This is a genomic window from Treponema bryantii (genome assembly GCF_900111035.1).
GTDB classification, from domain to species: Bacteria; Spirochaetota; Spirochaetia; order Treponematales; family Treponemataceae; genus Treponema_D; species Treponema_D bryantii_C.
The window spans coordinates 360,971-373,143 of record NZ_FOFU01000001.1 but is presented as its reverse complement, the minus strand read 5'-3'; the positions used below and the strand labels follow the sequence as shown (position 1 = coordinate 373,143).

9 protein-coding genes and 1 tRNA gene are annotated in these 12,173 nt (G+C 38.1%); 1 reads left to right on the top strand and 9 read right to left on the bottom strand.

Going from position 1 to position 12,173, the window contains the following annotated elements; all coding sequences use genetic code 11:
- Window positions 1-30: 30 nt before the first annotated feature.
- The 9 genes from BMY21_RS01660 to BMY21_RS01620 form a co-directional block, all read right to left on the bottom strand.
- Window positions 31-102: transfer RNA gene (locus BMY21_RS01660), tRNA-Glu, on the bottom strand.
- A gap of 91 nt (window positions 103-193) precedes the next feature.
- The gene (locus BMY21_RS01655) at window positions 194-1,441 is read right to left on the bottom strand and encodes a RelA/SpoT-related domain-containing protein (RefSeq protein WP_074640277.1); all 1,248 of its coding nucleotides are present in this window, start codon (window positions 1,439-1,441) and stop codon (window positions 194-196) included.
- Between the two features lie 94 nt (window positions 1,442-1,535).
- Entirely contained in the window at window positions 1,536-2,624 is a 1,089-nt protein-coding gene (locus BMY21_RS01650) for a flagellar filament outer layer protein FlaA (protein WP_074640275.1), read from the bottom strand.
- A gap of 84 nt (window positions 2,625-2,708) precedes the next feature.
- Window positions 2,709-3,188 carry a GerMN domain-containing protein gene (locus tag BMY21_RS01645; protein WP_074640273.1) on the bottom strand — a complete coding sequence of 160 codons (480 nt, stop codon included), beginning with the start codon at window positions 3,186-3,188 and terminating at the stop codon, window positions 2,709-2,711.
- On the bottom strand, window positions 3,185-4,216 hold the full coding sequence (locus tag BMY21_RS01640) for an N-acetylmuramoyl-L-alanine amidase (RefSeq protein WP_074640271.1): 1,032 nt from the start codon (window positions 4,214-4,216) through the stop codon (window positions 3,185-3,187). Before BMY21_RS01640 ends, BMY21_RS01645 begins: the two co-directional genes overlap by 4 nt.
- Before the next feature lie 11 nt (window positions 4,217-4,227).
- The gene (locus tag BMY21_RS01635) at window positions 4,228-5,886 is read right to left on the bottom strand and encodes an ATP-grasp domain-containing protein (protein WP_074640269.1); all 1,659 of its coding nucleotides are present in this window, start codon (window positions 5,884-5,886) and stop codon (window positions 4,228-4,230) included.
- 21 nt (window positions 5,887-5,907) lie between these two features.
- The gene (locus BMY21_RS01630) at window positions 5,908-8,394 is read right to left on the bottom strand and encodes a cytidylyltransferase domain-containing protein (protein ID WP_256210224.1); all 2,487 of its coding nucleotides are present in this window, start codon (window positions 8,392-8,394) and stop codon (window positions 5,908-5,910) included.
- On the bottom strand, window positions 8,372-9,343 hold the full coding sequence (locus BMY21_RS01625; RefSeq protein WP_074640266.1) for a hypothetical protein: 972 nt from the start codon (window positions 9,341-9,343) through the stop codon (window positions 8,372-8,374). Before BMY21_RS01625 ends, BMY21_RS01630 begins: the two co-directional genes overlap by 23 nt.
- Window positions 9,318-10,865 (bottom strand): spiro-SPASM protein, encoded by a 1,548-nt coding sequence (locus BMY21_RS01620; protein WP_074640264.1) that lies wholly within the window; start codon window positions 10,863-10,865, stop codon window positions 9,318-9,320. The genes BMY21_RS01625 and BMY21_RS01620 overlap by 26 nt, the downstream gene beginning before the upstream one ends.
- Window positions 10,866-10,942: 77 nt before the next feature.
- On the opposite strand from BMY21_RS01620, the gene xseA reads away from it, so the two are divergent.
- A complete protein-coding gene (gene xseA / locus BMY21_RS01615; protein WP_256210223.1) occupies window positions 10,943-12,148 on the top strand; it encodes an exodeoxyribonuclease VII large subunit in 1,206 nt (401 codons plus the stop codon).
- Window positions 12,149-12,173 lie beyond the last annotated feature (25 nt).

The following is a 12,173-nucleotide window of genomic DNA, read 5'->3' as shown; positions in this document are numbered from 1 at the left end:
AGCCTTGCAACTGACGTTACAAGGCTTGTACATCTCCTAGCAGAATTGAACTGCTGTTGTCGGGATGAAAACCCGATGTCCTAACCACTAGACGAAGGAGACATAAGTCATTTCTGACTTTTAAGAATATATCAGAGACGTAAAGTTTCGTCAATAGCTTAAGTCTCTTTTTTTTAATTTTTTTAATATTTTTTTACATATTCATTCCGAACTTTTTAACAAGCTTTTCCTGTAAAGGCTTGCATTCATCCGGATTCATTCCAAGTTTAAGAGCAACGTCCAGGTCGTTCATAGACTGCTCGTATTCACCAAGTTCATAATATGCCATTGCACGGCGGAAATTAGTATGAGCCTGGAACTCGTTGATTTCAAGAGATTTAGTATAGCACTCTATAGCTTCCTTATACTTCTTAAGGATTGAATAAACAATACCCTTATAATAATAAGAACGGAAAGCCTTAGGATCTGCTTCAATACTCTTCTGAAAGTCTTCCAGAGCATCATCCAGTTTATTCATAGCAAAGAAGGCCATACCACGGTGCTTACGGATTACAGCCAGTACATTTTTATCTGTATCTGGAACAGCATCAATAATTCTTGTATAAATATCAACTGCTTCGGAAAGATGCCCGTCATTATGAGCTTCAATTGCCTTAAGCAGAAGATCATCTATTGTGCCCTGTACAAATGGACTTACACGGTTAATATCTTCTTCTTTCTTTTCTGTTTTCTCGTTTAAGAAACCATCGGCAAGGCTGTAGAAAGAACGTCGTCTTTCATCAAGTTCGCGCTGAAGTTTATTCTGATAATCACGGATTTCCTGGAATGTTATATCTGCAAGTGTAAGAGATGCATTTATAGATGCAAGCTTACGGCGTAATGGAATATCAAAAGGATTAAACTCAATCTTATAAATGAGCTCATGTTCCACTTCTGCCCATGCATCCTGAAGAATTGTTCTAATCTGAATTTCACAAACAAGCTCGTCAGAAATTGGAGCAAGACCTTCATACTTACCTTCAAGAGGAGGCAAAAACTCTGGAGGAATCTTTACCAGAACATGAATAGATTCATATCCGAATTCAGAGAACTTCTTCTCTGCACCTTTTACTTCTACTTCCTTAATTTCAAAAAGCTTTTTAATCTGTTCAAGACCTATATTGATATCTTCAAGAAAGGCACAAATCATTCTTATACCCATCATATCAGTAAGGTATATGAGAGATTTTGTTTCTTCCATCTGATCAGGCTTTAAGCGAAGCACCTTCTTAAAATAACTGTCAAAGCTTTTAACACGGCTTTTATAGGTTGGCTGTGCAGAAAGCTTTATATTCTGCTGAAGGCGTTCTATTACCTTTGACATTATTTCATTGAAATAATCTGTATAGGATTCATAAATTTCTCTGATTTGTTTTTTAGAAATTAAGTTTGCAGTTTCCATAAGTAAAATCCGTTAAAGGTTAAAAAAAATACGCCCTGGAAAATTACCATTTACAAATAACTTTCCAAGGCGTGTAATCAAATCAACAGACTAATTATTTAGCGTCTGCTGCCTGTCCACCGTTGCTCTGAGCGTTAGATCCAGATCCTTCGTTCAAGCTTGATGTGAATTCATCTTCAGTAGCAAGCTTAGCCTTCTCGAGGTAGCGGTTAACCTGTTTGTTACCGAATCTCTGCATTTCTGCATTCTGGCGAGCCTTTTCTTTCTTACCAATGATTCCCCAGAGGTCTTCATCAGCAATGTCGCGGTCGCTAGTAAGAAGAGCCTTGTCGTAAATAATCTTTACGTCCTTGAAGTAACCAATGAAGTCGCCACCGATGTGAGCAGCATCACGTGTTACCTGGAAGCCCTGGAACTTAACGAAAGGAAGTCCACGTGGATAGATTGGATATACGCGGATTTCGCGGTTACGGATTTCAGAAATGTACTGTGGGTTGTTCCAGCGGAGTTCTTTCCATCCATCGAAACCAAGGTAACCCATGAAGTAACGTCTTTCAATACCGTCGTTATCTGACATAAGAACATAAAGTCCATGTGGGTAGTTCATACCCATTGTTGTAACAGAAATAGCTTTTACTGTTCCAACATTCTTTACAACACCGTATCCATCTTCAAAAAGAGTTTTTCCGCTTGCTTTTTCTTCATCAGTTGGTTCCTGGCGAGTACCATTTTCATCTGCCTGAGCAAGTGGCTCGTATGCAGGAATATCGAACGGAGGAACGATGCGAGCATTTGCATTTGAGTTCCATGTAGGGAATACGATGCGTACACCCATTACGTTCTTTCCAGCAAAAGGAACATCTGCTTCACCTTTTACAGGAGCGGCAACAACTGTTGAGTCAGCCAAGCTCTGAACTGTCTTTGCAGATGAGTTCAGCTTAACTTCCCATTCTGGCAGTGCCAATGAAGTTTTCATAAGATCCTTCTGATCTTCGGTGAAAGTTGCACCAGCGCTTACAGAGTAGTCCATTACTGTTCTGCCGTTCTGAGTTGCATTTCCATTGTCATCTGCACAGCAGTCAGCATCCAGCATAGTAAAATCGATGAGTGTAGCTTCATCAGCGAAAGCAACCCCACCAACAAGCAGCATAGCAGCTGCAATTAAACCAAAAGTCTTCTTCATTTGAAGCTCCTTTTTTATACTAATTCGATGTAGCCTTGTATTTAAATTTATTATCTATCAAGTACATCGTTTTGTCAATGTTTTTTATTTTTCAAAAGCAGATTTTCCGTCGATGAAGATTTCTACGGAATCTATTCTTGAAAAATTTTGCTGTATATTTTTTTTGAGGAGCTCTGTCCCCTCTCTGATTTCAATAACACCATCACCCATCTGTAATAAATCCTTAGAGAGATTTACATACAGAATGTGATTTCTTTCAAAGCAGGAAAGCAGTTTTGTTCCCGGCGTAAAAAGAAGTTTTGTTCGTTCTACAGTAGAACCAAGCAATATTTCTTCAATATAAAGATTTATATCGCCCTGATGTGGCTTTTCTGTAAGATTACGATATTCAATTATATACTTTCCATTCTCTGCAGAAGGGAAAATAAAGGTTCTTCGGCATGTATCTTTAGTAACAACGTAGCAGAATAATGAAAATACAAATAAGCCTGCGATTACAAGAGAAGTTATAAATATTGCAAGATTCTTTTGTTTTAGCATATTAATTGTAGCTTTAGCTGTCATTTTATCGTAGTAAATCCTTGAGAACGTTCAAAGTGAGTAATAAACGCTGCAATTCCATTATATATTCCAAGGGTTGCTTTTTTCAAGTATCTTTCGTCATTTAATAACAAGGCTTCTTTTTCATTTGAAACAAAGCCTAATTCAATGAGAACACTCGGCATATTTGAATTGCGGACTACAAACCATTCTTCGGCTTTTATTCCGCGGGCTGTAGATTCTTTTCCAATCTGTGCCTGAAGTCCGTCCATAATAAACTTGGCAATCATTATACTCTCGGTTGTATATTCTTCTTCGAGCATTGAGTTCAAAATCGGGAAGAGGTTTTCGTCTCCATCCACTGCTGATTTATCAAGCACGTTTCTTCTGTAGCCTGGTGAAAGGTACCACACTTCATAACCAGATGAAGTTTTATTAAGGGATGAATTGACATGCACTGAGATAAAAAGCACGGCTTCATTCTCACCTACTTTTACGTTGTTTGCGATGTCGGTACGTTCTCCAAGTGTAAGGAAGACATCTTTATTACGGGTAAGTATTATCTGTTTTCCAGGATAAGCTGCCTTAAGACGCTCAGCCAGCATTTTTGAAACTTTGAGAGTAATATCTTTTTCCTGGATTGTTACATTCTTTCCGTTGATTTTATAAGTCTTAAGGGCACCTGGATCTTTTCCACCGTGACCTGCATCAATTAAAATTGCGCCGACCTTAAATGGAAGTTCTGATTTCTGATTGAAAAACTCTTCTGAATCATCAAGAAATTTTTTGGAAACATAAAGTTGATTTCCACGGAGTTCCGGTGCTTCGGTGATCATCATTTTCAGACTGTCTAAAAGCACAATACTTTCACCATTTCTGAATGAAAGCTGATGTCCGTTTTTTTCAATCATTCCGCTTTCTGAGAGTGAATCCCAGTAAATGGTCATACCTGATTTTTTTCCTTTTTCAAGGAGATCTATATCATTTACGGCAAATGCTGCAGCACAGAGAAAAATTGTACTGATTATAGCTGTAAGTTTTTTTAGCTTCATGTTATTTCCTGTTATTTTCCAAGTTTTTCAGTTGTATCTGATACATAAACTGCAGCCTGAATTCCTCCGCGCATTACAGCTTTCCAGAATTTCTCCTGATTTAATGTCGGATGCTTTGTACGAAGAATATCAAACTTTTCTGCAGTCGACTGGATGGTATTATAATTCCAGTCCTTCTTATTTTTATATTCGGCAGATTTAAGCACATCTGGAATGTAATTGATGATTTTTGCATTAGCAGGAATATCTTCCCTTCCGGCAAGCTCAGCAAGTTCCTTTTCATTCAGTTTTCCAAAAGCATCTGGCGGGAAAGCATTTTCATCATCAAGTTCTTCACCCTTAAGATATTTATCAGTTTTTGGATTATCAGGTTCCAGAGTGATAAATACATCAGAAACCGCATCTTCTGCAACTGTAATGGCAGCTTCACGCCTGTGACTTACAGCAATGATATTTCCACATTTTTCAACATTATTACGAGGGAAATCAACTTCGCCACCAATACTGACTGTTGCACGAGGAAGGACATCAAAGACCGCTCTGTCAGAATAATCTTTAATGTTTTCTATATATCTGACAGTTCCTGGAATACTCATCCAGGCTCTTTCTGCAGAAGTTCTAAGACACTCTACTTCAAAAAGCTCATATGGCTTTTCTGCATTTTTACAAAGTTCTGAAGGTGTGTAGTCTACAGGTTTACGTCTGTTTATGAGGTCAGTCGGTTCTCGTCCTGCAGCAATAAGGATTCCCTGCTTTGTGAGATTCAAATCTGAAGCATAAGGATAAGTCCAGCCAGACATATAACCACCCGAAAGGCGTCCTGCAATTTCTCCAATCATTGGACCTTTTTTTGTATATTTGATATCTGCCTTTGCAGCACCTGTTGTAAGTCCAAGAGCTTTTGCACCCAAAGCAAAAACTGAAATCAGTTCATCATGGATTTTTTTATCGAGAATAGCAGGCATTGTGTGACCAACTTCAATAAAATATGGTTCATACTTTATATGACGTACGGCAAAACCTGTAACTGTAAAAGTTCCGTTTTGCACAAGTGCATCAATTGAGTATTCGGGACCTTCCATATATTCTTCTACAATTGCAAAACCAGTTCGTGAGCATTCAACAGCAACTTTAAGTGCCGGCAAAAATTCAACATCATTACGAACCATACGGCAGCCACGGGCTCCCATATTATCAACTGGTTTTATAACAAGAGGAAAATCCATCTGTGTGCGGATTTTTGAAAGAAGGACTTCTCCGTTACTGCCAGCTTTTTCGAGGTCTTCACGCCCTACCCGACAGAATGCCGGAGAAGGAACTTCAGCCCTCTTAAAGCACTCGCGCATAACTGTTTTTACGCTTGCATTAACTGCCGACTGGTAGTTATGAGCAGGTAATCCCAAAGCCTCACAGACATAACTTACGCTTGCAGAAAAATCTGTTCCTGCTGTAAAAACTGCAGCAAGTCCGTCTTTTGAAGCCTTAAGTTCTTTTGCGTATTCAAGGATTCCTTCTTTATCTTTTAAGTCAATTTTACGGAAAGTATCTGCATAAGGAATTGAAACAGCTTTATCATCTGCATCAATTACGTTTACTGTAAAGCCAAGTTCCTTACTGCTCAGTATTGCAGGCTTTTGCATTAGACCTGCACCGAGAATTAAAATATTCATTTCCCACCTCGAAATTGTAATTTATATTTTTCTACAGTAAATTTCTACTGTATCACCAAGACCGCGGGCATGACTGATAGCATCCATAAGATTCCATTTTAAACTGCCTTTTTGAGCCCCGCTTTTTTTAATTGAAGGAAAGCGTTCCGGATGATGACCAGTAGAAACAATACGTTCTACTCTGAAACCAAATATACGGAGAATTGAATCTGCACGGCTTGGTTCCCAGATTGTATAATGATCTGTAGGACTGATTTCATAAAAATGATCTTTATCACTTACAGCAGAAATACCTTCTCCAGACGGTGTTGAGAAAGCAAAAATTCCACCTTTACGTACAAGTGTAGATACTTTTCTCAAAACCTTTCCCAAATCCTTAAAATGTTCAATTACATACCACATTGTAACAACATCAAACTGGGTAATTCCAAATTCTTCTGCAGTATCAATTTGAGGAAAAGCAGAACAAACCGCAGGATACTTTAATTTCTGCTGTACATAAGCAACAGCATCTTCTGCAATATCAGTTCCAAACGGATTAAAACTGCTTTCACTGGCAGCTGCAAGGAATGGTCCATAAGCACAACCTATATCCAGAAGATTCTTTTCTCCGCCATCGCCTCCAATTCCGCTCAACATTTTTATTATTGAAGCACGACGCATTCCCTGAGCTTTAATTGAATCAAAATCTTCTTCGTAGGTTTTACCATACTGTTTTTTATATTCTTCAAAAAAGTACTCTTTCTGATATTTTTTATCTTCAATTGTGGTAAAAGCCATATAAACCATTCCGCAGGTTGAACAGCGGCGATAAGTTCTGGTTTCATTTCTTGAAATAACAGTATCTGGCTGAGAAGGAATCTTACCGCATACAGGACAAGACATTCTTTTTCCTGCTGAAAGATGACGCAAAAAAGCTCCAAGAGATTTCTTTTCACCACTCAAAAAGGTTTTAGAATATAGATTTTCAGATTCAAGAGCTGACTGCAATGCAGAATCAGAAATATTCTTATCGCCTACATAAGCAAAGCTGTACTTTTCTGCAAGTTTTTTATGAAGTTTTGTTGTTGGCAGAAGAATTACACCACAACCGGCATACACTGCTTCAAAAGCTGTAAGTCCATAATGAGTTACTACAATATCATATTCAAATAGTCTTTCACGAAGACCAGCTACAGGCTTTATAAACTCAATATTCGGACCACCAGCATAATCTACATAAGGACTGGATTCATTAGAAATTATTGCCGTAATTTTTGCATCCGGGAACTTTTTTCGGAAAGCCTGAGCTGCAGGCATTGTAAGATTTGCAGGATCTTCACCGCCAAGACAAATCAGAACCTTTTCAATCTTTTTATCTGAATCATCTTCTGAAACTTCACGGACATTTTCCGGCATTGTAATAAATCCGGAATCAGTTTTATTAGCAAGGCGGTCACATTTATATGAAGGAATGATATCTAAAAGATAATCACAGTAATCTGTATATCTTGAACCTTCATCAATTGAAATGAGGCTTCTGTTCTTAGAAAGTTCCTTTAACTGATTTTCTGTAAGCTCAAAAGTATCTGTAATAATTGCAGGCAGATATGATTCATCAGGTATGGAATTGATAATCTGATTTTTTGAAAGTCCTGCTGCAATATATTCTTCTATAACAGAATCAGCTTCTTTGAGAGTTTTATCATCCGGAACATAAACAAAAAATCCACCCTGCAGGCTTGCTGAAAGACAGCGTCGTAAATGTCCAGTGCCATGACCTTTTACAACAGAAGGGACGAGTACAACAGGATATTTCACACAGTTTGCATTACAAGCTTCTATAACTTGTTCTGTTGTGAAAGGAGCTTCATAATTATGAGCTTTGAAATAATTTAAAATTGAAACAGCACGTAAATAATCTGAATAAGTATCTATTGTAGTACGAAGCTCAGGATAATTATAACGACGTGGAGCCGGAACAAATTCACAAGAGTAGCGGTCTTTATGATTATAAAAAGCAGGTCCTACATGTTCATGATCATATGGATCTGTTGTTTCAGAAGCAGCCTTCTTCAAAGAATCTGCAGAAAAAATTTCTACTCCGCTTCCATGAGGAAGTCCTGAATATGTGAGGTAATCACAATGCGATTTTCCATTATTCTTTTCTTCAAACAGAGATGCCGATTCTTCTGCAGCTTCATAAAATAAGAACGGATTATCTGCAGTAGCACGAATAACAGTTTTTGTCTCTATTGTATCAAGAAGTGAAACAAATCGTTCAAGAACATCTTCCAGGCTTCCGGCATAGCATTCAAAACCATGTTCTTTACAAACAGGAAGAAGCTGACTATAAGAAGCCTCATCAGTAGCTACATAATAATAATCCGCATTTACCTTATGCATTGCTTCAAGCACATAAGCAAGTACAGGCATTCCGCAAAGATCTTTTAAGGCCTTTCCGGGAAGTCTTGTTGAAGATAATCTGCATTGTACAATTACTGTCCTATTTGTCTTTGTTTTCATCATCTCTACTCCAGTTTTGAACCAGAGTCTGTAAATCCATTTTATAACGGAATTTATTTTTTTCTACCCAGGTTCTTGCAGCATTAAACTGCCGTCTCGCTTCCATAATTCCACAGGAAGATCGTAATAAAAATACAGGGAATGAAGATTTTTTTAAGCATCCCTGCTCCATTCGAATTTTAGGCAGCTCATTTTTTAAATAATATCTAAGATAATCCAGATTATATGTGGTATCATTTACAGGATTTTCATCTATATAAGAGAACTGTAACAGAGAAGTAAGCACAGTCTGCTCACCCCAAAGCCATGAACGGACTGCTAAATCAAGATTCTGCCAGTATGGAGAGGCAATTGTCCAGTCAAAACCGCCAAGTTCAATAAACTTTTTTCTATTATATAAACCAATAAAATCAAAAGGAAAAAGTGTTTTTTTACCGTTCGCAATTTCTGAAGACGAATCAATTACAAAATGCGTACGTTCTGCACTTGGAGAAAAAGCACATGGAAGAGCGGCACGGTTCTTATCAAGAAGTCTTGGAACTATACAATAAGGAGATTCTGCTGTAAGTCTTTCTGCAAGATGCGATGGCATGAAATTAGCCGGTATGTTCAGGCTGTCACGAAGTACGAGTACATAATCTGTCTGAACTTCGCTCATTGCAAGATTTATAAGGTCACCGTCATTTGTTTTTTCAAGTGGCACGAGAAATTTTATCATTGGAAAACGTTTTGAAACATCATCTGTAAAATTACTTGAATCATGTTCAACAGACACGATTGTATGAAAACCACACTGCAAAAGATTTTCGAAAACGTGGAGCTTGAAGTGGCTGCCGCTGCTGTTGAGTAAAATTACAGAAATATTGAGCGATGCCGGGTCTGTAACCTTTGGTCCGCCGAGGATTGTTCTGTTTATCTGATGTTCGCTAAAAGTTAAAGGTATACCATTCATCGCATTTCTCGCATTTATTGCAATATTTTTTATTTATATGATTTATTAAAAGCTCATCGTTTTTCTTCCAGATTTCTTCAAGAGAATCTGTAAATACATTACCAAGTGAGTTTCCATTTTTGCCGCAGAGTACGCAGGCGCGGCACTGTGGAACTTCTCCGTTTGACAGGATTGTGAGGTCGCGGCGGAGATGCCAGCAAGGATCGCGGTCTAAAGGAGAAAGGTCTGCAGGTTTGCAATCCGGCAGCAGGCCAGCAAAATCATCATATTTTTGAATAATAAGATTTCCACCAGAAGGATTTGTTTTTTCATTCCAGTAACGGAAAAAGGCTTCCAGTTCTGCTTCGTTTTCATTCATTCTTACAAACTGAGGGTAAACACAGCCAGGAATTGCATTTTGAAGAAGTGAAACAGCATTTACTGCTGCTGCAAAAGCCCCTTCCGAAGCATTTTTATGTATTTTCTGATAGGTTGCATCTGAAGCTGCATCTAGAGTTACTGCAAGCATAATTTTCTGCCATTGATGTGTACGAGGCGCTGCCTTATTTACAATTTCAGAAAGCTTCTGACACAGCTCTGAAGTTACTGAAAGACCGTCTGTTTCCAGGAAAACTGAAAGTCCCTGATAAGAAAGAATCTTTTCGACAATTTTCAGAAAATCCGGATGATTGAGAGGCTCTCCCCAGGCAGAAAGACCGATAACTGCATTTTCACTAAAACCGGCAATTTTATCTATAAGGCTGGTGATTTTATCAAAAGCCATAAAAGTATCAGATGATAATGAAAGTGGTGAACTTCCAAACTTTTCTCCATAAGCTTTACAATATGGAGAATAAATTGAATCAAAAGCTACCTTATCTGCTATCTGAATATTATAAAAGCCTGGAACTGTTTTAAGACAGGCTGTATTTTTACTTGCAATAGCAGAAAGTTTTTCAACATCATCAAAATCCTCTTTTGAAGCTGCATCAAACAATGCTTTACACTGCATAAAGTTATCTTTTTTACCGCAATGGAAGGAAAGTCTTAAAAGTCTCCAGTCTGAGTCTGCAATTACTGTTTCAACATCAAAAGAATTGATATCAGTTTTTATAAGATTATATAAACCTTCTCTACTTACAGGCTGTTCTCCAAGAGAGACTTGGGTAGTTTTTGAAAGTTCTGCAAGAATACCGATTGTTCCGGCATTTAGTGCTTCTGGTGAAAAACCATAAGGATATCCATCTGCAAAAGTATATTCAGATTTATATGTTATATGTGAATCTATGATTTTCTGAGACAGTTTTTTATCAAGAAACGGAAGGTCGATAAAAGAAAAAACAGCCGTTTCGGCATTTTCTTTAGTGCAAAGCTCCTTCATTTCGCAAAGAAGCTGGGTTAGAGTTTCAGATTTTACTGTAAATGAAGGCAGTCCAAGGCTTTCTGCCCAATTTTTTGAAAGTTCTTCTGCAGATTTACCATTGAAGGCTTTTTCTTTTGAATATGAAGAGTCGTTGTCATAAAAAATTACTATGGTTTTCATCAAATTCTTTATCGGCATTTCATTGAATAAGTTAATAAAATAAGGTAAGTTGAAATTGTACAAAATAGAGGGGAAAAATGAACGAACCGGGCTTACCCGAAAACATGGTTTTCAGCGTATCACAGATTACAGACCTCATAAAAGAGATTCTGGAAACTTCCTTTAGAAGCATAATAATAGAAGGAGAAATCTCTAACTGGCGTCCGAGTGCTGCTGGTCATATATATTTCACATTAAAAGACAATAATGCTCAGATAAAAGCTGTTATTTTCCGTGGTGCAGCAATGAAATTGAATTTCCGCCCTAAAGACGGAGATAAAGTGCGCTGTACTGGAAATCTTTCTGTTTACGCGCCTCAGGGAAATTACCAGATAATAGTAAATACAATGGAAATTGCCGGCGCGGGAAACATTCTTCAGATGCTTGAAGAACGAAAACGCAAACTGGCGGCAGAAGGGCTTTTTGATGAAAGCAATAAAAAGATGCTTCCCAAATATCCTCGGACTATTGGTGTTGTAACCAGTCCAACGGGAGCAGCAATTCGGGATATTCTGAACGTTACTAAGCGACGAAATCCCGGGATGAATGTAATTGTTCTTCCTGCTATCGTTCAGGGAGACGGAGCTGCCCAGACTATCTGTAAAATGATAGAGATTGCAAATTTTTATGAGCTTTGTGATATTCTGATTGTAGGACGCGGTGGTGGTTCGCTGGAAGACCTTTTACCATTCAGCGAAGAAAGTGTTGTAAGAGCCGTTGCCGCTTCAAAAATTCCGACAATTAGTGCTGTAGGCCATGAAATTGACTGGGCACTTTGTGATTATTCTGCAGACCGTCGTGCTCCTACTCCTTCTGCAGCTGCAGAAATGGCAGTACCGCAACAAGCTGACATCCGTACAAATCTGGAAACTTATAAAGAAACACTTTATACAGCAATTACTCAGAAAATAGGTGCAACCCGACTATTGATTAAATCTTTTAATCCGGAAAGCCTTGAAGTTCGTTTCAGAAACATCCAGCAGCCATTGCTGAACCGTTTTGCTACAGCCCGCGATAATCTTTTATTAAATATAAATGAAAAAATCCGGGACCTTCGCATAAGACTGGATACAAACAAAACAATACTTGAGAATGCTAGTCCACAAACCATTTTTGACCGTGGATACTCCATGGTTACAGATGAAAATGGAAAGATAATAAGAAGCTCTGAACAGGTTTCAGAAGGGACAAAACTGACAATTACACCTGCGGAAGGAAAGATTCACGCAGTAGTAACAAAATAAAATTGAACCGTAATTTATCAGGAGG